At 50.2% G+C, this 22,601-nt stretch carries 19 protein-coding genes; 14 read left to right on the top strand and 5 right to left on the bottom strand.

The window, feature by feature from the left end:
* The first annotated feature begins 28 nt into the window (after nucleotides 1–28).
* The 10 genes from lpdA to ACJJI1_RS02285 all read left to right on the top strand — a co-directional run bounded on the left by lpdA (nucleotide 29) and on the right by ACJJI1_RS02285 (nucleotide 10,681).
* Nucleotides 29–1,471 (top strand): dihydrolipoyl dehydrogenase, encoded by a 1,443-nt coding sequence (lpdA, locus tag ACJJI1_RS02330; RefSeq protein WP_444958436.1) that lies wholly within the window; start codon nucleotides 29–31, stop codon nucleotides 1,469–1,471.
* Between the two features lie 161 nt (nucleotides 1,472–1,632).
* On the top strand, nucleotides 1,633–2,799 hold the full coding sequence (gene sucC, locus ACJJI1_RS02325; RefSeq protein ID WP_282933818.1) for an ADP-forming succinate--CoA ligase subunit beta: 1,167 nt from the start codon (nucleotides 1,633–1,635) through the stop codon (nucleotides 2,797–2,799).
* Between the two features lie 2 nt (nucleotides 2,800–2,801).
* Nucleotides 2,802–3,674 carry a succinate--CoA ligase subunit alpha gene (gene sucD / locus ACJJI1_RS02320; protein ID WP_108734154.1) on the top strand — a complete coding sequence of 291 codons (873 nt, stop codon included), beginning with the start codon at nucleotides 2,802–2,804 and terminating at the stop codon, nucleotides 3,672–3,674.
* 479 nt (nucleotides 3,675–4,153) lie between these two features.
* A complete protein-coding gene (locus tag ACJJI1_RS02315) occupies nucleotides 4,154–4,873 on the top strand; it encodes a M12 family metallopeptidase (protein WP_444917962.1) in 720 nt (239 codons plus the stop codon).
* 436 nt (nucleotides 4,874–5,309) lie between these two features.
* Nucleotides 5,310–6,209 carry an S-methyl-5'-thioadenosine phosphorylase gene (gene mtnP, locus ACJJI1_RS02310; protein WP_444958435.1) on the top strand — a complete coding sequence of 300 codons (900 nt, stop codon included), beginning with the start codon at nucleotides 5,310–5,312 and terminating at the stop codon, nucleotides 6,207–6,209.
* 5 nt (nucleotides 6,210–6,214) lie between these two features.
* Nucleotides 6,215–7,162 carry an arsenosugar biosynthesis radical SAM (seleno)protein ArsS gene (arsS, locus tag ACJJI1_RS02305; RefSeq protein WP_444958434.1) on the top strand — a complete coding sequence of 316 codons (948 nt, stop codon included), beginning with the start codon at nucleotides 6,215–6,217 and terminating at the stop codon, nucleotides 7,160–7,162.
* Nucleotides 7,163–7,194: 32 nt separating this feature from the next.
* Nucleotides 7,195–7,878, top strand: a complete 684-nt coding sequence (locus tag ACJJI1_RS02300) for a TVP38/TMEM64 family protein (protein ID WP_444958433.1) — start codon at nucleotides 7,195–7,197, stop codon at nucleotides 7,876–7,878.
* 7 nt (nucleotides 7,879–7,885) lie between these two features.
* Nucleotides 7,886–9,361, top strand: coding sequence for a dihydrolipoyl dehydrogenase family protein (locus ACJJI1_RS02295; protein ID WP_444958432.1), 1,476 nt, complete (start codon nucleotides 7,886–7,888; stop codon nucleotides 9,359–9,361).
* Nucleotides 9,361–10,035 (top strand): TIGR04283 family arsenosugar biosynthesis glycosyltransferase, encoded by a 675-nt coding sequence (locus tag ACJJI1_RS02290; RefSeq protein ID WP_444958431.1) that lies wholly within the window; start codon nucleotides 9,361–9,363, stop codon nucleotides 10,033–10,035. The genes ACJJI1_RS02295 and ACJJI1_RS02290 overlap by 1 nt, the downstream gene beginning before the upstream one ends.
* Entirely contained in the window at nucleotides 10,028–10,681 is a 654-nt protein-coding gene (locus ACJJI1_RS02285; RefSeq protein ID WP_444958430.1) for a TIGR04282 family arsenosugar biosynthesis glycosyltransferase, read from the top strand. Before ACJJI1_RS02290 ends, ACJJI1_RS02285 begins: the two co-directional genes overlap by 8 nt.
* Before the next feature lie 25 nt (nucleotides 10,682–10,706).
* Here ACJJI1_RS02285 and ACJJI1_RS02280 read toward each other — a convergent pair whose 3' ends face one another.
* Nucleotides 10,707–11,111: a hypothetical protein gene (locus ACJJI1_RS02280; RefSeq protein ID WP_444958429.1), complete on the bottom strand. Its 405-nt coding sequence runs from the start codon at nucleotides 11,109–11,111 to the stop codon at nucleotides 10,707–10,709.
* 94 nt (nucleotides 11,112–11,205) lie between these two features.
* Nucleotides 11,206–12,684 carry a membrane-bound lytic murein transglycosylase MltF gene (gene mltF, locus ACJJI1_RS02275; RefSeq protein WP_413662975.1) on the bottom strand — a complete coding sequence of 493 codons (1,479 nt, stop codon included), beginning with the start codon at nucleotides 12,682–12,684 and terminating at the stop codon, nucleotides 11,206–11,208.
* 413 nt (nucleotides 12,685–13,097) lie between these two features.
* Between mltF and purL the strand changes: the two genes are divergently transcribed.
* From purL to ACJJI1_RS02260, 3 genes are all read left to right on the top strand, one after another.
* Entirely contained in the window at nucleotides 13,098–16,964 is a 3,867-nt protein-coding gene (gene purL, locus ACJJI1_RS02270; protein ID WP_444958428.1) for a phosphoribosylformylglycinamidine synthase, read from the top strand.
* A 394-nt stretch (nucleotides 16,965–17,358) separates the two neighbouring features.
* Nucleotides 17,359–17,682 (top strand): TfoX/Sxy family protein, encoded by a 324-nt coding sequence (locus tag ACJJI1_RS02265; RefSeq protein ID WP_282933807.1) that lies wholly within the window; start codon nucleotides 17,359–17,361, stop codon nucleotides 17,680–17,682.
* A 203-nt stretch (nucleotides 17,683–17,885) separates the two neighbouring features.
* The gene (locus ACJJI1_RS02260; protein ID WP_444917952.1) at nucleotides 17,886–18,770 is read left to right on the top strand and encodes an aldo/keto reductase; all 885 of its coding nucleotides are present in this window, start codon (nucleotides 17,886–17,888) and stop codon (nucleotides 18,768–18,770) included.
* Here the strand turns inward: ACJJI1_RS02260 and ACJJI1_RS02255 are convergent.
* The 3 genes from ACJJI1_RS02255 to ACJJI1_RS02245 all read right to left on the bottom strand — a co-directional run bounded on the left by ACJJI1_RS02255 (nucleotide 18,767) and on the right by ACJJI1_RS02245 (nucleotide 20,814).
* The gene (locus ACJJI1_RS02255; RefSeq protein ID WP_444958427.1) at nucleotides 18,767–19,303 is read right to left on the bottom strand and encodes a TrmH family RNA methyltransferase; all 537 of its coding nucleotides are present in this window, start codon (nucleotides 19,301–19,303) and stop codon (nucleotides 18,767–18,769) included. The genes ACJJI1_RS02260 and ACJJI1_RS02255 overlap by 4 nt on opposite strands.
* A gap of 38 nt (nucleotides 19,304–19,341) precedes the next feature.
* Nucleotides 19,342–19,938 (bottom strand): SLATT domain-containing protein, encoded by a 597-nt coding sequence (locus tag ACJJI1_RS02250; protein ID WP_413662971.1) that lies wholly within the window; start codon nucleotides 19,936–19,938, stop codon nucleotides 19,342–19,344.
* Between the two features lie 180 nt (nucleotides 19,939–20,118).
* Nucleotides 20,119–20,814 carry an outer membrane beta-barrel protein gene (locus ACJJI1_RS02245; protein WP_444933935.1) on the bottom strand — a complete coding sequence of 232 codons (696 nt, stop codon included), beginning with the start codon at nucleotides 20,812–20,814 and terminating at the stop codon, nucleotides 20,119–20,121.
* Between the two features lie 365 nt (nucleotides 20,815–21,179).
* On the opposite strand from ACJJI1_RS02245, the gene ACJJI1_RS02240 reads away from it, so the two are divergent.
* Nucleotides 21,180–22,559, top strand: a complete 1,380-nt coding sequence (locus tag ACJJI1_RS02240) for an SLC13 family permease (RefSeq protein ID WP_413662969.1) — start codon at nucleotides 21,180–21,182, stop codon at nucleotides 22,557–22,559.
* Nucleotides 22,560–22,601 lie beyond the last annotated feature (42 nt).

Genomic DNA, 22,601 nt, shown 5'->3' with positions numbered 1-22,601 from the left:
ACTGCATTAGAAATATCTGGAACTGATCATGTCCGAAAAATTTGACGTAATCGTAATTGGCTCCGGTCCTGGTGGTTATGTCGCTGCCATCCGTGCCGCTCAGTTGGGCTTGAAAACGGCTTGTATCGAAAAGTGGAAAAACAAGGAAGGTAAATACGTAAATGGCGGTACCTGCCTGAACGTTGGCTGTATTCCTTCCAAGGCACTGCTGGACAGCTCCTGGAAATACCACGAAGCCAAAGATGCTCTCGACGTGCACGGCATTGAAGTCGGCAAGGTCAAGATGGATGTGAGCAAGATGATCGAGCGCAAAGGCGAGATCGTTAAGAAACTGACCGGTGGTGTAGCAGGTCTGTTCACCGCCAATAAAGTGACCTCCATTTTCGGCACCGGCAAACTGCTGGCGAACAAGAAAGTGGAAGTAACCGACGACGAAGGCAACAGCACCGTCTACGAAGCTGAAAATGTCATTCTGGCTTCCGGTTCTGTACCGGTAAATATTCCGCCCGCTCCGGTAGACAACAAAATTATTGTCGATTCCACCGGTGCACTGGAATTCGCTGAAACTCCAAAGCGTTTGGGTGTTATCGGTGCCGGTGTTATCGGTCTGGAGCTGGGCTCTGTATGGAACCGCCTGGGCTCCGAAGTGGTTGTTCTTGAAGCGATGGACAAGTTCCTGGCGATCATGGACCAACAGGTTGCCAAGGAATCCCAGAAAATCTTCAAGAAGCAGGGCCTGGATATCCGCCTCGCTTGCCGCGTAACCGGCTCCGAAGTGAAAGGCGAAGAAGTGGTTGTTACTTACCAGGACAAAGATGGTAAAGAGCACCAGGAAACTTTCGACAAGCTGATCGTTTGCGTTGGTCGTCGCCCTTACACCGAAGGCCTTCTGTCTGAAGATGCTGGTGTGAAGATGGACGAGCGTGGATTCATCTATGTCAACGACTTGTGCATGACTTCTGCACCGGGCGTATGGGCGATTGGTGACGTGGTACGTGGCCCAATGCTGGCACACAAGGCCTCAGAAGAAGGTGTTGTGGTTGCCGAGCGCATTGCCGGCCAAAAGCCGATGATGAACTACGACGTTATTCCCAACGTTATTTACACTCACCCGGAAATTGCTGCGGTCGGCCGCACAGAAGAGCAGGTGAAGGCCGATGGCGAGCCCTACAACGTAGGCAGCTTCCCGTTTGCTATCAACGGCCGCGCTATGGCCGCCAACGATACCCAGGGCTTTGTGAAAATCATTGCTCACGCGGAAACTGACCGCGTACTGGGTGCCCATATTGTTGGCCCGTCTGCCGCAGACCTGGTTCAGCAAGTGGCGATCGCGATGGAATTCGGCTCCAGTGCTGAAGACATCGGTATGACGGTATTTGCGCACCCGACTCTGTCCGAGGCCGTGAAAGAAGCGGCGCTGGGCGTGAACGGCCATGCGATTCACACCGTAAATCGCAAGAAGCGCAAGTAAGAATATTTTTCGATTTCGGGGCACTAATTATTGATTAATTAGCGCCCCGGTTTCATTTGTGGAATTTGAAATTTGCAACGACGGAAATTTTAAATTTCTCTTTCAGGTGCAGAGTGATCTGCAATTAGTAAACACATTTTATATGTGAATTGGTATTGACTATGAACTTGCATGAGTATCAGGGCAAACAACTGTTTGCGGAATACGGATTGCCGGTTTCCAAAGGCATTGCAGCGGAAACCCCGGCAGCGGCAGCAGCAGCGGCTGACGAAATTGGCGGTGATAAGTGGGTAGTAAAGGCCCAGGTACACGCTGGTGGCCGCGGTAAGGCTGGCGGTGTAAAGCTGGTAGATTCCAAGGCAGAGATTGAAGAGTTTGCCAAGAAGTGGCTGGGCGAGCGTCTGGTAACTTATCAAACAGACGAAAATGGCCAGCCGGTTTCCCGTATCCTGGTTGAAAGCTGCACTGACATCGACCAAGAACTGTACCTTGGCGCTGTTGTTGACCGCTCCACCCGTCGTATCGTTTTCATGGCTTCCACCGAAGGCGGCGTTGAGATCGAGAAAGTAGCGGAAGAGACTCCAGAAAAAATCCTGAAAGCCACTATCGATCCGCTGGTAGGCGCTCAGCCTTACCAAGCGCGCGAGCTGGCTTTCAAACTGGGCCTGAACCCGACTCAGGTTAAGCAGTTCACCAAGATCTTCCTCGGCCTGGCAAAAATGTTCCAGGAAAAAGATCTGGCCCTGCTGGAAATCAACCCGCTGGTAATCACCACCGAAGGCAACCTGCACTGCTTGGACGCCAAAGTGGTAATCGACAGCAACGCGCTATACCGCCACGCTGACCTGCGCGAAATGCACGATCCTTCCCAGGAAGATTCCCGTGAAGCGCACGCTGCCAAGTTCGACCTGAACTACGTAGCTCTCGATGGCAACATCGGCTGCATGGTAAACGGTGCTGGTCTGGCCATGGGTACCATGGACATCGTAAACCTGCACGGCGGCAAGCCAGCTAACTTCCTGGACGTTGGCGGCGGCGCGACCAAAGAGCGCGTTGTTGAAGCGTTCAAGATCATCCTGTCTGACGAGAACGTAAAAGCCGTACTGATCAACATCTTCGGTGGTATCGTTCGCTGTGACATGATCGCCGAAGGCGTTGTGGGCGCAGTAAAAGAAGTTGGCGTTAAAGTACCGGTTGTTGTTCGCCTGGAAGGTAACAACGCAGATCTGGGCGCCAAGGTTCTGAGCGACAGTGGCCTGAACATTATCGCGGCTACCAGTCTGACCGATGCGGCTCAGCAAGTGGTTAAAGCTGCGGAGGGTAAATAATCATGTCAGTATTGATTAACAAAGACACTAAAGTAATCTGCCAGGGCTTCACCGGCTCCCAGGGTACTTTCCACTCCGAGCAAGCGATTGCTTACGGCACCAAGATGGTTGGTGGTGTAACTCCGGGTAAAGGCGGCCAGACTCACCTGGGCCTGCCAGTATTCGACACCGTTAAAGAAGCGGTAGAGAAGACCGGCGCTGAAGCTTCCGTAATCTACGTACCTGCGCCTTTCTGTAAGGATTCCATCCTGGAAGCGGCCAACGCTGGTATCAAGCTGATTGTTTGTATCACCGAAGGTATTCCGACTCTGGATATGCTCGACGCTAAAGTGAAGTGCGACGAGCTGGGCGTGCGCCTGATCGGCCCGAACTGCCCGGGTGTTATCACTCCGGGTGAGTGCAAGATCGGTATTATGCCAGGTCACATCCACAAGCCGGGTAAAGTGGGCATCGTTTCCCGTTCCGGTACCCTGACCTATGAAGCGGTTAAGCAAACCACCGACTACGGCTTTGGCCAGTCCACCTGCGTGGGCATCGGTGGTGACCCCATCCCGGGTTCCAACTTCATCGATATCCTGGAAATGTTCCAGAACGATCCGCAGACCGAAGCAATCGTTATGATCGGTGAGATCGGTGGCACTGCTGAAGAAGAAGCAGCTGCTTACATCAAGGAAAATGTTACCAAGCCTGTAGTTTCCTACATCGCTGGTGTAACTGCTCCTCCCGGCAAGCGTATGGGTCACGCGGGCGCGATCATCTCTGGTGGTAAAGGCACTGCCGATGAGAAATTTGCTGCTCTGGAAGATGCTGGTGTTAAAACCGTGCGCTCCCTGGCTCAGATCGGCGATGCTCTGAAGGAAATTACTGGCTGGTAAGTAATTGCCAACTTTTAGTTTTCAAAAAAGCCACCCATTGGGTGGCTTTTTTTATGGCTGTATAAAGTCGGGTCAGATTAGGCAGGGTTGCGCTGGGCTCCCCCAGTAAATAGTTTTACCTATCTTTACATTTTCATGGTGTTTACAGTTTTATCTGTTGTTAAGTTTTCTTTTTTTCGCTGAAAGTTGATTTTCATTCTCTCTTCATTTTTGTACATCTATCTATAGGTCACGTAAGTCTGCGTTTTGTAAGGCTTTTCTTGTGGTTCCTGGTTCTTTTGGTTGCTTGCTGAAAATATTTGAATATTTTTTATTGCAGGAGTCGATTTTGGTTTTGGTGTTTGGAAAAGGTTTTTTGTGATCTCTTCCCTCTTTTTGTTTTCTATTTCTGTCGGGTGAATTTTGACTTGCCGAATTTGGTGCGGCAGTGTTGGTTCTCGTTATGGCAGCGAAAATAGCTTTTCAGGAGGTGCGTCAGCATGGGGCTAGCTATAGATAAAAATATTCGAAAAATATCCTATAAGATAGACTTTGGTGGATTTTCTTTGGATAGGAATGAAGAGGTAGGTGGGGTTTGGCCGAATGGTGTGGTGAAATATTATGTGCCCTCCAATTTAGATTCCGGTTATGTTAATTCGGTAAAAAAGGCTATGTCTCATTGGGAAATTTGCATTTATCGAAAGTTCAGATTTGCAGCGATTAAGTTCCTGCAGGTTGGAGCGGCAGGCCGTGGAGTGGTTACAATTAAGGACGACCGCAGTAGTGCGACGGTAGGGTTTACCAATAAAACCGATCAATATTGTGGTGTAGATTGGAAAACTAATAGAGCAGCGATTGCCTCCCTTCCCCATGAAATCGGTCATACACTGGGTTTGGCCCACGAACACATGCGTGCCGACGCCCCTCTGTCAGTGAAGAACACACTGGACTCCCTGCAGCAGCAAACTCGGGTGCAAACCCTCACCAGGTTTTTAACACACAATTCTGCTTTTGATGGAAACTCCATCATGATGTATGACGACCAGGCAAGGGCACTGGGGATTGTTAAAAACACTCGTGAGGGAGGCTGTAAAATATCGGCCAATCAGGTGAATAGTTCTACCTGGAATCCCAGTGCTGGGGATCTGGATATGCTTTCATATCTCTATGATGGCAATCGTCAGACGCTGCCGAGATCTTTTGCTGGGCCTTTGATGTAGCCAAAAGAACTAGGGTGCGATGCGGTTATTTTTATTGGAGTAAAAATAAGGGAGTTTTTTACTCCCTTATTTATGTTGCTACATAGTGTCGGGCTGAGCTGTAGTGGCCTCTTTAAAATTCAATTTCATATCTATCAATTAAGAAAAGGATTTTCTGGGTTTTGCTAGGAGAATATTGCCTTTTCTGTGTCGATGATTATTAACTGTCAGCTCTTAATGTGGCGAATAAAAATTCATTATCGTAAGCTGTAAATCGTGGCGTCCTATTGATCTAAATTCTGAAGAGTAACTCTAGCTTACCTGTCAAATTTTAGCGGCCAGGGGTATAGGTAATATAGATGCCACTGCTTTTCTAATTTTCCTTTCTCGTAGCTGGTGATATACACGACTTGCCCCCACTCCTATACTGCCGAAAACCAATTGTTTAGGAGCGAATATGACCAGGGCATTGATTGGGGTGATTGGAGGAAGTGGCCTTTACGATATGCCGGGGCTGACTGAGGTGGAGGAGGTCCATATCGACACTCCCTTTGGCAGGACTTCGGACGCCATTGTCTGCGGTAAGCTCGCAGGTGTACCAGTAGCTTTCCTGGCCCGTCATGGTCGCAATCATCACCTGATCCCCTCCCAAGTGCCTTATCGGGCAAATATCCATGCCCTGCGCCAGCTCGGCGTGCGCTACATCCTGTCTCTCTCAGCTGTGGGCTCCCTACAGGAAGAGGTACGGCCGCTGGATATGTTAATCCCCGATCAGTTCATTGATATGACTCGCCGGCGGCAAAGTACCTTTTTTGGAGATGGTGCGGTTGCCCATGTGTCCATGGCCGATCCTGTATGCCCTGCTGTCGCTGATAGTTTGGCGCGTGCTTTCACGCTGACCCAGGCAGAGCAGCCAATTGAGTTACACCGGGGCGGCAGTTATATCTGTATCGAGGGCCCCCAGTTTTCCACCCGTGCCGAGTCCCACTGGTATCGCAGTATGGGGGCGTCGGTCATCGGTATGACCAATATGCCTGAGGCCAAGTTGGCCCGGGAGGCACAAATTGCCTATGCCACGCTGGCCATGGCTACTGACTACGATTGTTGGCACCCTCGTGAGGAGGCGGTAACCGCAGAGATAGCGATTGCTAATCTTCAGCAAAATGCCGCGCGCGCGCAGCAGATTGCGATGGAAGCTATACGTATTTTAGGCGCTGAGCAACCGGAGTCCTCCGCTCATACAGCACTGTTGAGCGGTCTGGTGACTCCCCTCGAAGCTATGCCTGAGGAGACACAAGCTGTAATAAAACCACTGCTTGCTCCGACAGAACCAGAGCTTGAAGAAATGGAGCAGTGATATCGATGCGTGAGACCTTACCCCTGCTGGAGCTATCGGACTTTCCCTCTCTGCACCGAGGGGCCATTGAGACCTTGCAGGTCAATATTGGCTACCGTTGTAATCAGCGCTGTTTACACTGCCACGTCAATGCTGGGCCTAATCGAACCGAGATGATGTCGGACGAAAATTTGGCGCTGTTATTGGAGGTTCTCACGGTCCGTAAACCCCGTGTGCTGGATGTGACTGGTGGGGCCCCGGAATTGCACTGGGGCTTTCGATCCCTTGTAAGAGGGGCGCGTGAGCGAGGAGTACATGTAATAGATCGCTGCAACCTGACAGTTCTTTTTGAGCCGGGCCAGGAAGATACCGCAGAATTCCTCGCTGAAAACCAGGTTGAGGTCGTTGCCTCCCTGCCGTGTTACTCAATCGATAATGTTGATAAGCAACGAGGTAAAGGGGTATTCGATAAGAGTATTGCCGCGCTACAAAAATTAAATGCATTGGGCTACGGCAAGCCCGGCAGTGGCTTAGAGCTTAACTTGGTTTATAACCCCCAGGGACCCTTTTTACCCCCGGAGCAAAGTGCTTTGGAGGCGGACTATCGAAGAGAGTTGGCAAACCACTTCTCCATTAAATTTAATCATTTGTTCGCTCTCGCCAATATGCCAATCAAGCGTTTTGGTTCCATGTTGGTTTCCAAGGGGCAGTTTCACGATTATATGGCGCTACTTAAAGACAGTTACAGTGAGGATAATCTCGCTGATGTTATGTGTCGTAGCTTGGTTAGCGTCGATTGGCAGGGAAACCTATTTGATTGCGATTTTAACCAACAACTCAATATGCCTATTCCCGGCCGATTACATTTGCGAGATTTAATCGAGATGGATCTGAAGGGATCGGCAATTTGCGTTGCAGATCACTGTTACGGTTGTACAGCCGGGCAGGGAAGTAGTTGTGGTGGGGCTCTCTAGCTTTTTGTTATGGCGGATGGAACCTGAAAACGATGAGTAAAAAAATCCTGCTGGTAGCCGCCATTGTTGTATTGGTGGTGGCTTTCTACGTGTTTGATCTGCACCACTGGTTGAGCCTGGAAAAGTTAAAGGATGGAGCGGAGGACTTTAAGCGCTGGCAGATGTCGTCGCCGCTTTTAGTCGGATTTTTGTTTCTGGTCTTCTATATTTTGGTGACTGGCTTATCACTTCCCGGGGCAGCAATTCTAACTATTGCAGCCGGCGCATTGTTCGGTCTTTTCTGGGGTACTGTAATCGTTTCTTTTGCTTCCAGTATCGGTGCCTCCCTGGCCTTTTTAATGGCTCGATATTTATTCCGGGACTATATTCAGGGGCGTTTCTCAGAGCGGCTTCAAGTCGTCAATAAGGGAATTGAGCGGGAGGGGGCATTTTACCTTTTTGCGCTGCGATTGGTGCCGGCTTTCCCTTTTTTCCTAATTAATATCCTGATGGGGCTCACCCATATTAAAGTCTGGACTTTCTATTGGGTTAGCCAGCTTGGGATGCTGGCGGGTACGATAGTTTACGTAAACGCGGGAACTCAATTGATGAGAGTGGAAAATCTCAAGGATATTTTATCTTTACCGCTGTTGTTATCTTTTGTTCTCTTGGGTGTATTTCCCTTAATTGCAAAATATGCGCTCAACTGGCTTAAGCGCAGGCGTCAGGCTGGATGATCTAATTATGCAGAAACCTAAGAAGTTTGATCGTAACTTAATTGTCGTTGGTGGTGGTGCGGCGGGCCTGGTTACGGCTTACATCTCTGCGGCGATAAAAGCAAAAGTCACTTTGATCGAATCAGGTAAAATGGGGGGAGATTGTCTCAATACCGGCTGTGTACCCAGTAAAGCATTGATTATGTGTGCGCGACAGGCCCATAGGGCAAGATGTGCGGGCGAGTTTGGGGTTGTACTCCATGAGCCAACAATTAATTTTCCCCGGGTTATGCAACATATCAGGGAGTCGATTAAAACTATTGAACCCAATGATAGTGTGGAGCGCTATAACGAGCTGGGGGTTGAAGTGCTCAAGGGAACTGCAGAGCTTATCGATCCTTGGACAGTTAAAACCCAATTAAATAGTGGAGGGGAGAAAACCCTAACGGCAAGGGCTATTGTACTAGCCACTGGCGCCGAGCCGAGTGTTCCGCCTTTTCCTGGGCTCGATCAAGTGAATTACCTCACCAGTGATACTTTATGGGAGCGGTTTTCTCAGTTAAAAACCCCTCCCCACAGGCTGGTATTACTGGGTGGGGGAGCTATTGGTTGTGAGCTGGCACAAGCCATGGCCAGGTTGGGTTCGGAAGTGGTTCTGGTGGAGAGGTCCGACACTATATTATTGGAGTTGGATGCTGACGTATCTGCGGCCGTCGCTGAGGCGCTTACTATGGATGGCGTTAAAATTTTGACAGACCACGAAGCTGTTGAGTTTGAAGGTGTTCCTGATCGAGAAGGAGGCATACTCATTGTAGAAAATAAGGGCGATAGGGTTAAGCTCGAGTTTGATGAGGTGATACTAGCTCTCGGCAGAAAGGCGAAAGTAACCGACGAAGGTCTCGAGAACCTGGACTTGCTGGATAATGGCAGGTTGAAACTTGATGGCTACCTGCGAACTCGCTATCCACATATCCTTGCAGCTGGGGATGTGGCAGGGCCATACCAATTTACCCATATGGCCTCACACCAAGCTTGGTATGCAGCGGTAAATGCCCTTTTCGGTGACATTAAAAAATTTGCCGTAGACTACTCTCTGGTTCCCAGTGCTGTATTTGTCGATCCGGAAGTGGCGACTGTAGGCCTTTCTGAAAAAACTGCTAGTGAGCAGGGAGTGAATTACGAGATAACCCGCTATGATATCGAGCATTTGGACCGAGCTATAGTCGATGGTGCGCGGCGAGGATTTGTCAAAGTCCTTACGGTGCCGGGAAAAGATAAAATACTAGGTGTTTCTATTGTTGGGGAAAATGCTGCAGAACTAATTGCGGAGTTTATTTTAGCGATGAAGCATGGATTGGGGTTGAATAAAATTCTCTCAACCATCCATATCTATCCGACCATGAGTGAAGCCAATAAATTTGTCGCGGGCAATTGGAAACGTGCTCACGCACCAGCAGCTATTTTACGTTTCTTAGAGGTTTTTAACCGCTGGAGGCGCAACTAATGCAATTCAGTGTGATAGTCCCTCTATTAAATGAAAAGGAACAAATAGCCTCTTTACTGGAGCACTTGCAGCAATTGAACGTGCAGGAAGATTGTGAGGTTATTGTCGTAGACGGCGGCAGTACCGATGGTAGTGTTGAGATCCTAGAGCAGTCTGGTTTGCAGTTGGTCCACGCCACTCGGGGTAGGGCGGTTCAGATGAATACCGGTGCGTTAATGGCTAAAGGTCAGTGGTTAGTGTTTTTGCATGCCGATAGCCGTCTACCCGCAGATGCCCTCAAGTCCATCACAAACCTCGAAAAGGAGAATGCCCACTGGGGGCGTTTTAATATTCAAATTGTCGGACACAGTTTTTGGTTTCCCTTGATTGCGACTCTAGTTAATTTACGCTCTCGATTTAGTGGTATTGCTACAGGGGATCAGGCTATTTTTGTGCGCCGTGGTTTGTTCGAAGCTATCGGTGGATTCCCTGCGCAGCCGTTGATGGAAGATATTGAACTGAGTCGTCGTTTGCGCAGTTATTACTGGCCCTATTGTTCTCGGGAAAAAGTAGAAACCTCAGGGCGTCGCTGGGAAAAGTACGGCGTATTGAGAACTATTTTATTGATGTGGCGATTGCGTTTTGATTACTGGCGGGGCGTATCAGCAGAGAGTTTGGCAAAGCGTTATGAGTAGTTTTCTATTGCCGCCCATGCGTCTTGTAGTGATGGCTAAGGTTCCGTTGCCAGGGTATGCAAAAACTCGGCTAATTCCTACTTTGGGAGAGAAGGGCGCAGCGGCTCTCGCATTACAGTTATTGCAGGATACATTGGCAGAAGCGGTGAAGGCGGATCTGGGCCCTGTCGAGCTGCATGTTGCGCCTAACTCCCGGCATCCTTTCTGGCAGGAGTTTAAATTGCCTCAGGGGGTAAAGCTTTACGGCCAGTCAGATGGTGATCTCGGTCAGCGCTTGTGGCGGGCTGCAAAAAGTTCCTACGCCGCTGGCCAGGGGCTCTTTTTGATGGGGACAGATTGCCCGACATTAAATGCAGAAAGGCTCAGAGCCGCAGCTGTGGCGCTAGTGCACACGGACTCTGTTATGTATCCCGCAAATGATGGTGGCTACACCCTGTTGGGCTTGAAGTACCTGCATTCTCGCTTGTTTGAAGATATATGTTGGAGTACTGAAGTCGTTGCCCAGCAAACCCTGGAGCGATTACTGGAATGTGATATGCGCTGTCAGCAATTGGATGTGCTTGCGGATATTGATGAACCTGAGGATTTGCAGTTTTTACCTAGAGCTCTTTCGAGGAATCTGGCAGATTTTCGGGAAGCAGATTAAAAGCAATTGAGAGTAAGGAGTATTTCTAGCTTGAACCAGGAAGTGCTGGCTCTAGGAATATAACTTCCCGCGTGACCTGCCAGCGCCCATCTTCATACACCAAATCGATCGCCAGTTTTAACAGTTGCTCCTGGCCAGCCAAATTGTTTTTTCGCGAGAAGATTACTAAAGCACTGTTTTCATTTGCCACTATGCGGTGAATTTTTTTCCAGTCGTTGAGAGGTAGTTCACCCGCGTCACGCTTGGCTTTAAACATATTGATGAAGGCCGTTTTGTCTGCCACCGTGACCCGGTCCGAAGGGTCTAGTATGAAGACCTGCATTTCCCGGTGGTAGACACTTTCCAGTTCGTCTTCTCTGCAGTACACCCCGGCCTGCACGAGGTAGTCAATAAACTGCTCGATCTCTCTTACCGTATCTGGATTATCCATCGCTCAGGCACTCCAATCGGGACCAGATGAATATAGATTAAGGTGGAGATATTTGGGGCTTTCTTCGGCCAGGCTAAGCTGGCCTAGAGGGGGATTAGAGAGCGGGGGCGGCGCTGGCTTCGGAATTCACTGCGCTGTTCTCAGCAAGGATCCCGCCGTTTTCATCATTGGCTGCGGCCAGTCGTTGTTCCTCAATGCGGCTACTCCAGCTCAGAAGGGCTTGATAGTGGCGGATATTCTGTACATAAGTCACCGGTTCCCAGCCTCGGGCATAGCCGTGTTTGGTGGTCTTGTAATACTGACGCTTGGCCAGAAGGGGCAGGTGTTCGCGCACATCGGGCCAAAGATCTGGATTGCCGCCCATTCGTTCTGTCAGTACCCGGGCATCCTCAAGGTGGCCATAGCCTACGTTGTAGGCAGCCAGGGCCATCCAGGTTCTGTCGGGCTCGCGAATGCGATCCGGCAGTTTGTTGCGGATTTGTACGATATAGCGGGCACCACCCTCAATGCTCTCTTCGGGGTTTAGGCGGTTTACACCGAGATCTTTTGCGGTGTTCAGAGTCAGCATCATCAGGCCGCGTACACCGGTGCGAGAGCGGGCACGCGGATTCCAATAGGATTCCTGGTAGCTGAGGGCCGCGAGTAAGTGCCAGTCGAGGTCATATTGGTCGGCAACCTTTTGCATGGTGCCGCGCCACTGGGGCAGGCGCTCGCGGCTGCGCTTGGCAAAGGCCTTGGCGCCGCCCACATTTAGGTCGCTGACGTGGCCGAAAAATTCTTCCCGCAACTGGGCAATCATGCCATTGGTATTGGCGCGCAACATAAAGCGGCGTGCACTGCGATAGAGGCTGTCGTCATCACTTTGTGGGAAGGCCCAGGAAACCGGCTGGAACTGGGTGAGGTTGAACGCAACCGCAGTGTTTGGGTAAAGGCCGCGGTGAACTGCATAGGCGTTGGAATCGACAATTGCATAATTGTATTTTCCTTCCTGCACCATCTCTACCAATTCCATGGCGTCCACGTCGGAGACTTCCTCCCAATCCAACTCAGTATAGCGGGTGGAGAGTTTCTTCATTTCTTCTGCGTGAGCGCTGCCCGCGATGACGGCGACCTTTTTTCCTTCGAGATCGCTAGTTTTGCGCGGCCGCTGTTCGCCAACTCGGTAGATAACCTGCTGGCGAATTTCAAAATAGGATGGGGTAAAGCGGACTTGTTCGCGACGCTCTGGAGTTACCGTGAGGCCGGCAGCTGCGAAGTGCGCGCCACCCTCTGGGTCGCGCAGCTGATCGAACATTTCGTCCAGATCGTGCACGTCGCGAATTACCAATTTCACCCCCAGCTCTTCAGCAAATGCACGCAGCATGCCGTATTCAAAGCCGGTCGGGTTGCCGGAGGCGTCTTCGTAATAAGTGGTGGGGCCGTTTTGTGACAGGACAACCAATTCACCGGTGGCTTTGACACGCTCGAGCGTATTCGGTGCTTTACTGGCAACCAGCAGGGAGGCGCAGCAGGACAGGGCGATCCCTTTGCACACACGGCGGACGTAGCGCAGCATACGGCTTTTCATCATCATAGGCTGTCCCCTTTAGCTAGTCCGTTGGTTTTTTTGCTGTTGTGCCTAAGGCCCTGTATGTCGATTTCGCTCTCAAATACGAGGGCAAAATTTGACGCAGTCCGCCAATTTTACATTATTTGACGACAATCTGCCCAGTTTGTCTTTTGAACACTGTGATCTGCGCGCTTGCAAAGCATTACAGACTTAGGTAGGTGAACCTGACTTTGATACAAAGTTGGTTTATTTACAGCCAAGCTTGCTGGTCTTTTGAACATTCAGGTTACTAATTAGTTCATGTGTACCCAAGTGTCGGGCGGGTGTGTTGGAGTAGCGATGCTTCAGGTACAATTGCGCCTCTCAAATTTCCGGGGCCTTGTGCGAAATCCCATTCGCGCAATCTTTCTCATTTAGACAAGAGGCTATCTCCCGCAATGTTAGTTCTGCGTGGTGCTCCTGCACTGTCGAAATTCCGCCATAAAAACCTGCTCAATCAACTGCGCGCGCTGCAACCAACCATCGACGATCTCTACGCTGAGTTCGTTCACTTTGCAGACAGCGACTCACTGGATAACCAGGAGATGGCCCTGCTGGAGCGGTTGCTCCAATACGGCCCAACCGAGGAAAAACACGAGCCGAAAGGCGAGTTGATCCTGGTAGTGCCGCGTCCGGGCACAATTTCTCCCTGGTCTTCCAAGGCTACTGATATTGCGCATAACACTGGCCTGAACAAAGTTCATCGCCTGGAGCGTGGCATCGCCTACTACGTTACTGGTGTCGAGTTAACCGAAGCTGAACGCCTTGTGCTGGCCTCCCGCTTACACGATCGTATGGTTGAAGCGGTATTCACCGATTTTGCTCAAGCTGAGCAATTATTTGTGGAAGAAGCGCCGCGCCCGTTGCGCGGTGTGGATATTCTCGAGGGCGGTCGCGAAGCTCTGGAAGATGCCAATGTTACCTTGGGCTTGGCCTTGGCCGAAGATGAGATTGATTACCTGCTCACCAGCTTTCAAGAGCTGGAGCGCAATCCCACAGATGTAGAGCTGATGATGTTTGCCCAGGCAAACTCCGAGCACTGCCGCCACAAGATCTTCAATGCCTCCTGGACCATCGACGGCGAAGAAATGCCGCACTCCCTGTTCGGCATGATCAAGAATACCTACCAGAAGGGGGGGGGCAATGTGTTGTCCGCCTATGCGGATAATGCAGCCGTCGTTACTGGTAGCGAAGCGGGGCGTTTCTACCCGGATCCTGACAGCAAGGAATACGGTTTCAGCACTGAAGCCATTCATCTGCTGATGAAAGTGGAAACCCACAATCACCCTACCGCGATTGCTCCTTTCTCCGGTGCTGGTACCGGGGCCGGTGGTGAAATTCGTGATGAAGGTGCAGTTGGCCGTGGCTCCAAACCAAAAGTGGGCCTGACCGGTTTTACGGTTTCCAACTTGCGTATTCCCGGCTGGGAGCAGCCTTGGGAAGCCAACTATGGCAAGCCTGAGCGTATTGTTACCGCTCTGGATATTATGATCGAAGGCCCGATCGGTGGTGCAGCATTTAACAATGAGTTTGGCCGCCCGAATATCTGCGGTTACTTCCGTACCTTTGAAGAAAATTTCGATGGCGAGCGCCGCGGCTATCACAAGCCGATCATGTTGGCTGGTGGTTACGGCAATATCCGCGAAGAGCATGTAGACAAGCCCGAGTTTTCCCCTGGCGCCAAACTGGTAGTGCTGGGTGGCCCGGCGATGTTGATTGGCCTCGGTGGTGGTGCAGCCTCCAGTATGGCCAGCGGCTCCAGCTCTGAAGATCTGGATTTCGCTTCAGTACAGCGCCAAAACCCGGAAATCGAGCGTCGCTGCCAAGAGGTGATCGACCAGTGCTGGCAGTTGGGTGAGAGCAACCCCATTGCCTTTATCCACGATGTGGGTGCGGGCGGTTTGTCCAATGCTTTCCCCGAGTTGGTGAAAGATGGCGGTACCGGCGGTAATTTTGAACTGCGCAATGTGCCCTGTGATGAGCCGGGTATGAGCCCGCTGGAAATCTGGTGTAACGAATCCCAGGAACGCTATGTATTGGCGGTTATGCCGGAAGACCTGGAGCGCTTCGAGCAAATCTGTGAGCGTGAGCGCGCGCCTTACGCCGTTGTCGGTGAAGCTACCGAAGACAAGCACTTGCTGTTAAATGACAAGAAGTTTGAATCCAAGCCTGTAGACCTGCCGATGTCGGTGTTGTTCGGCAAGCCGCCGCGCATGCACCGTGAAGCAGAAACTCGCCAGGTGGAAAGTAAGGCATTTTCCACAGTAGATATCGACCTGAATGAAGCGGCTGAGCGGGTGCTGCGCCTGCCCACAGTTGCTAGCAAGAGCTTCCTGATCACTATCGGTGACCGCACTGTAACCGGTCAGGTTTCCCGCGATCAGATGGTCGGTCCCTGGCAGGTGCCGGTGGCCGATTGCGCGGTAACTACCGTTGCCTATGACAGCTACGCCGGCGAAGCCATGTCTATGGGTGAGCGCACCCCGGTGGCATTGCTGGATGCACCGGCCTCGGGCCGCCTGGCAGTGGGTGAGGCAATTACCAATATCGCCTGTACCCCAGTGAAGCAACTGTCCGATATCAAACTCTCCGCTAACTGGATGTGTGCAGCGGGCCATCCGGGTGAAGAGGAAAAACTTTATCGAACCGTAGAAGCGGTGGGTATGGAGTTGTGTCCTGAATTGGGCATTACCATCCCGGTGGGCAAAGACTCCATGTCTATGCGCACTGCCTGGGAGGAAGAGGGCGAGCAGAAATCGGTTACTGCACCGCTGTCTCTGGTAATTTCTGCCTTTACTCCGGTAACTGATGTCCGCAAGACAGTGACACCGCAGCTGCGCACCGATAAAGGTGAGAGTGAGTTACTGTTTATCGATCTGGGTGCCGGCAAAAATCGCTTGGGCGGCTCCTGTCTGGCGCAGGTATACAACGAGCTGGGTGACAAGCCCGCAGACCTGGACGATGCCAAGAAGCTGAAAGGTTTCTTCGAGGTGGTACAGCAGGCTCTGAATGAAGACCTGATCATGGCCTACCACGACCGCGCTGACGGCGGTCTATTTACAACCCTGGCGGAAATGGGCTTTGCCGGCCGCGTGGGTATGGATGTGGAAATCTACGAACTGGGTGAAGACCCGATTGCGGCGCTGTTCAGTGAAGAGCTGGGTGCGGTATTGCAGGTTCCCGCCTGTGAAGCGGATATGCTGGTACAGCGCTTTGCCGCTGTGGGTGTACCCACCCACAAGATCGGTTACCTGAACAATAACGAACACCTGTGCATCACCAATAACGGTGTTGAAATCTTCAAGCGCTCCCGTGCTGAATTGCAGCAGATCTGGTCGGAAACCAGCTTCCGTATCCAATCCCTGCGCGATAACGCCGAGTGCGCCGAGCAGGAATTTGCTGCAATTGCCAAAGAAGACCCGGGCCTGACAGTAAACCTCACTTTCGATATCAACGACGATATCAGCGCACCCTATATCGCTAAAGATGTTCGCCCGAAAGTTGCTGTACTGCGAGAGCAGGGTGTGAATAGCCAAGTGGAAATGGCGCACTCTTTCCACCGAGCTGGCTTTAACGCTGTCGACGTACATATGAGTGACATCCTATCTGGCCGTGTAGCGTTGGATGAATTCAAAGGTTTGGTGGGCTGTGGTGGCTTCTCTTACGGCGACGTACTGGGTGCCGGTGAGGGGTGGGCTAAAACCATCCTGTTTAACGATCGTGCCCGCGATCAGTTTGAGGGCTTCTTCAATCGCAACGATACCTTCGGCTTGGGGGTGTGTAACGGTTGCCAGATGTTCTCTGTGATCAAAGAGCTGATTCCAGGTGCGGATCACTGGCCGCGCTTTGTACGCAACCTCTCTGAGCAATATGAAGCGCGCTTCGCACTGGTAGGCATTGAAGACTCACCTTCCGTGTTGTTTAAAGGTATGGCGGGTACTTACATGCCGGTTGCCGTTGCTCATGGTGAGGGGCGCGTAGAGTTTGCTGACCAGCAGGCGCTGGAGAAGTGTGAAGCTTCCGGCACTATCGCGATGCGCTACCTGAATAACAAAGGGGAAATTACCCAAACTTATCCGGCCAACCCCAACGGCTCGGTAAATGGTATTACCTCCCTGAGTTCTGAGGATGGCCGCGTGACTATTATGATGCCGCATCCTGAGCGTGTTGCTCGGGCTGTCAGCAATAGCTGGCATCCAGATGAGTGGAAAGAAGATTCCGGCTGGATGCGCTTGTTCCGCAACGCGCGGGTGTTTGTCGACTAAGACAAGTCATTCCCTCGGTTTTTGCCTGCCGAGGTACGCGTAAAGATTGTGGTGGCCGTTTCAGGTCACCACAATCTTTAGTAAAAATAGAAATATTTCTGTAATATTTTTCAGCCCTTTCATTTCTTGGCGTATTTTTTCCCTTCCTTAAAGTAGAAACTTCAGCTACTGCTATACTTAAACGATTATTCGAAATAACGTTTTCGCTATGGTGCAGTTATCTGTTGTATTTGCAGTTTACTTGCTCATTGCTCCATCCAATGTCTTGCTGGGATTAGGGTTCACATTTAATTCCGTTCGATTCTTTTCAAATTTCATCGTTTTTAACCTTTTCAGAAAAAAGCAGTTTCTGAGGGGGTATTCCTGCCTGGTAAAAGTGATTAAGGAGAAAACTATGGCGTACAGCGAAACTCTGGCTGAAAAAGTGCGCAAATTACTTCAGGGAAATGAAGGCCTCAGTGAAAAGCAGATGTTTGGAGGTCTCGCTTTTATGTTGAATGGCAATATGGCCTGTGGGGTTGTTGGAGAGGAGTTGATGGTCCGGGTTGGGCCTGATGAGTATCAAACTGCGTTGGCCGAACGCTATACCCGGCCTATGGATTACACCGGGCGCCCCTTAAAAGGCATGGTGTATGTGGAAGAAGATGCTGTCGCAGAGGATTTGGATAACTGGGTCAGTCGTGGAGCGGTATTTGCGGGTTCACTTCCTCCAAAATAATCGCTTATATTCACTGAACTTAGAAAATTAGTTTCTTTTTATTGCGTGGTGAGTGATTAGCAGTCAGGAGTTGGCGTGTGTTCGCTGTTTTCTACGCGTTGACTTCTGTTCGGCCTACACTCAGCGAAATAAATGTGACTCCGGTTATATTCTCTCTTGGTCCTTGCTGATTTACCGCTCAGTAGTCTGAAAGGATATTGATTATGTATTTTCTCGAATTGAATAACGGTGTTGAGATACCTCAGCTCGGCATGGGAATGGCTGCGATTGGCAGCTGGCAGCAGGATGATGAGTATGTAACAGAAGTTATTTTGAAAGCCATGTCTGTGGGATATCGTCATTTTGACACAGGATCGGTCTACGGAAATGAGCGAGCGCTGGGAAGAGCGATCAAAGAGTCCGGACTAGCGAGGGAAGAGCTTTTTATTACCAGTAAAGTTTGGGATACGGAGCAGGGAACCAATAAAACTCACGATGCATTTGCCCGTAGCCTGGAGCGTTTGCAGCTGGAATACCTGGACCTATATCTGATCCATTGGCCCATGCCGGCCTATACCCGGGAGACCTGGGGTGCAATGGAGGCGCTTTACCAGCAGAAAAAAGTGCGGGCCCTGGGGGTGTCAAACTTTCGTAAATCTGATATTGAACAACTGGCGACTTTCTCGGAAGTGCGCCCTGTTTGTAATCAAATTGAACTGCATCCCTATTTCACTCAGCAGCCTTTAGTAGATTATTGCCAGTTCCATAAAATTGCGATTTGCAGCTGGTCTCCTTTGGGGTCGGGATCTACATGGAGCGGTGTCGAGGCTCATGAAAAACCTCTCATAGATCCAGTAATTGTGGATATTGCGAAAAATCACGGGGTGACTTCGGGGCAGGTTATCCTTAAGTGGAATATCCAGCAGCATCGCATAGTTATTCCCAAGGCGGAAAGCCTGGATCACATTCGCAATAACTTCTTATTATCTGATTTTAATTTGAGCAATGCGGAGATCCAGGCAATTAATGGATTGAACTGCAATAAAAGGTTGGGCGGTGATCCCGACTATGTTAATCAGAAAAACATAATGGTCAAAGTGCCCGACTAAATTTTTTCCAGCAAAGCATAGGTCGCTATAGCACAGGCGGAAGTAACATTCATTGAGGAATTGATACCCTGCATAGGTATGTGTACCACAGCATCTGCCAGCTCCAGAAGTTCGGGGTTGACCCCATCCTTTTCAGAACCCAATACCAAACATATTTTATTCCCTTTGGAAATGGGGGTATCTTTGAGTTCGACGCTATTTGAGGCAATCTCCAGGCAAATTAATCGATAGCCCTTATTTTTTAAGGTTTGCGCGATATTGACTGCAGATGAGTGATATTCGTAGGGAACGTACTTTTCTGTAGACCGGGAAACTTTCCGAATTTTGGAATTAGGTGGAACCAGGCTTTCACCAGTTAAATAAATTTTCTCTACGCCGAGTGCATCGGCGATACGAAATAGGCCGCCGACATTGCTCGGTGTACCAATATCGGTGGCTAAATAGCATAATGGGTAAGTGTCTGTGCTGGGTTGATGACTACTGTGATCTGTCTGCATTTTTCGGTTTGTTACTATAGGAAGTGGGGAAGTCACAACTTCCCCAGGAAAGTACTGCGGTATTGATGGGGGAGTTAGTGGCTGCTCTCTGCGATTTCGAGAGCCTCCTCGGCGACTCTTTGCGCAGCAGCCTGGCGATTACGCATCTGCTCTACCAGAGAGGGTTCTCGGTTGGCCTTTTGATTCTGGATATGCACCGCTTGCCTGTATACCTTATCTGACACAATAAACTCTTCCGCTCGCTGGTTGATTTCGCTGTAGCGTGTATTCAGTTCTGAGATCTTCTTGGATAGATGTTCAAGATCCAGGATATCGTCGAAGTAAAGGGCGATCAGCCGCTCGCACTCCCTGGCGATTGCAAGGTACTCGTTGCCTACCTGCCGGTGTCCCTCATAGTTCTTTTTAAAATTGAAGAAAGTTTGCACACCGCCCAATAGCGCGGCCAGCAGGGCCAGCGCCGCACCACTCCACTTGGTCCAATCAGGCAGCTCCGCATTGATCAAGGAGAAGAAAAGCGAACCGAGGAATAAGTTGACGACAACGATGGGCACCCCGCAAAGCACATGCAAATTGCGCCCCTTCATAGAGGCTCGAAAGTGGCTGTGTTTGCACAGGTGAGCATTCCAGCGGAGCTTCTCCAGGACTTCCACGGTATTGGGTATAGTGCTCATGATTCCTTTCCGCCCTCATTCTACTTCTAGCTATTGTGGGCGATAGTTTGACGGATGCCAGCGAGATGTACAGGGGAGATGACCAGATTCGAAAGTTTGGACTACGGGGGTGGCTCTAGATGTTCCAAAGCAGGCCCTAAATGTAAGTGATTACCTACAGCTAGGGCCTTACAACCCGGGCTAGAAGTTGTAAGTTACTCCCAGTGCAGTAAAGTCGGCCTTTTCATCCTCGACTTCATAGATGGTGTGTTCAAGGCCAATATCCCAAGTGCCGGTAGACCAGGATATCTCAGCACCATAGTAGAGGTCTGAGCCGTCTGTGGCGCTATCTGGGTTGTAGCTGATTTCGTAGGGTTCCGACGTCATATAGACATCATAAATACCGCCGTTTTCGTAGTAGCTACGAGTGCCTGTAATTTGTCTTTGCCCGCTTTTATTCGCGCACCACTGGTGTACACCTAAGCGAACAATTGCATTGAAGTTTTGCTGGAATTTTTGGGTGAGAGCAAGTCCCAGGCTGTAGGATTTATAGTCAGTTTTAATGTTCGAATCGTAAGTATAGCTATCAACTACATTTACATCCTGGCCTTGGTAATAGTCCGAATAATAGAACTCCCCATCACCTTTATACTCCTGGCGAATCTCTCCCAAATCCACCATCCCACCTTCGACAGCTAAATAGTTATTTATGCGATAGCCAAGAGTAAAGCTATATCCAGTTGAATTAAGGTCTTCACTCTCTGTATAGCGGGCTCTGGTATCAAAGCTCATATAGCCCAGTGTAGCTTTGGCATAAAAGGGTTTTTCTGAAGCGTAAGTGTTGGCACCTGATGCCAATGCGAGAATGGACAGGGATAGGGGAGTGATGCGTCTCAAGGGGTACCTCTATAAAAGAAAACTAACGATTGGTCATAGATTCGCGATATCTCTGCATTCAAATGGGACATACAGCAGAGTTTAAGTAGTTTGTACCAATCTGCTTATTTTACACTTGTACCGCCTCAGCTGAAAGTTATTAACCTTGTTTTAGTAAGGATCTACTAGTAAGTGAGCGCCAACTTTGGATGGTGGTAAGGATAAGAGAAGATGTGGGTGCTTTGAATTTTGAATAATTTCTTGGTTATAGGTCTGCGCAAAAGGGTAAGTTTCTTGTATTTTTATTGTCCATCTTGACCGAGGGGTTTACACCCTTCCTAAGATTCAAACTAAAAAAATAAACCCTTGAGTAGTTGGGGGCAGGTATGTCAATCGCGCGACAGCGCTTTATAGTTTTGGGGCCTCTTTTTGCTGTGGCCTTCTATTTCTTTTTATCAGCGCTGGGAATGCAGTATCTACCGGCAGTAACTGCTGCAATTACCTTGTTAACAGTGATCTGGTGGATAACGGAAGCACTTCCAATCCCCGCAACGTCACTGGTGCCTTTTGTCCTCTTGCCTCTATTTGGAGTAGCGGATCATCGGGAGGTGGCAGCTTCCTTGGGAAGTCATGTCATTCTGTTACTGATGGGGGCCTTTATTTTGTCCAAGGCCCTGGAGAAAAGTGGGGCTCACGAGCGTCTTGCCCTGTACATGTTGCGTATTGTGGGGGTCTCCAGCGGCCGCAGGCTGGTGCTCGGATTTATGTTGGCGGCAGGCTTCCTGAGCATGTGGATTTCCAATACCGCTACCACATTGATGATGCTGCCTATAGCCCTGGCGATTCTCAGTAAGATCGACAACGAACGCTTAAGTATTGCCCTGATCCTGGGTATTGCCTATGCCGCAAGTCTGGGTGGGGTAGGTACTCCTTTGGGCACGCCGCCCAATGTGATTTTTATGGGAATATACGAGGAAGTAACCGGACGAGAGTTTAGCTTCCTGGGCTGGATGAAAATAGGAGTCCCAGTTGCTTTGGTGACACTGCCTATAATGGCCCTCTGGCTGACCCGTCATGTGCATCTGAAAAATGACATTGAGCCCCCTCAAGTGGGAGAGTGGAGGCAAGAGGAAAAGCGAACCTTAATGGTTTTCGGTGTGGCAATTCTCCTATGGGTTACTCGCAATGCACCGTTTGGCGGTTGGAGCGAATTGATAGGTATTGATGCTGCCGGTGATGGAACCGTGGCTCTAGCAGCCGTTGTCGCTATGTTTCTAGTACCTAACGGTAAGGGAGGCCGTCTGCTCGATTGGCAGACGGCAGAGACGATCCCCTGGGGAATGTTGTTACTTTTTGCCGGAGGTATAGCACTAGCAAAAGGTTTCTCCAGTTCCGGACTGAGCGATATGCTCGGCAACGGTCTTTCTTTCCTGACGGCGATGCCACTGTGGTTGTTGTTGGTCATTCTATGCCTTAGTGTGACCTTCTTGACAGAGATAACCAGCAATACAGCTACGGCAACTCTACTTATGCCAATTTTAGCTGTAGCCGCCACTTCGGCGGGTTTTGAGCCCATGGTGCTGATGATACCTGCGGCGATGAGTGCCAGTTGCGCATTTATGCTGCCTGTAGCTACGGCGCCTAATGCGATTGCGTATGGAACCGGTAAAGTACGTATACAGGATATGGTTCGAGAGGGCGCAATACTTAGTGTGACGGCATCGCTGATAATAGCGGGGATGAGTTGGTTGATCCTGGCTGGTTAGTGTTCGCCAAGGCCATAAAAGTAGGGCTTAAATAGTTGTTAG

It is taken from the genome of Microbulbifer maximicatervae (SeqCode), from assembly GCF_052467065.1.
This window is presented reverse-complemented; position numbering and strand designations above follow the sequence as displayed.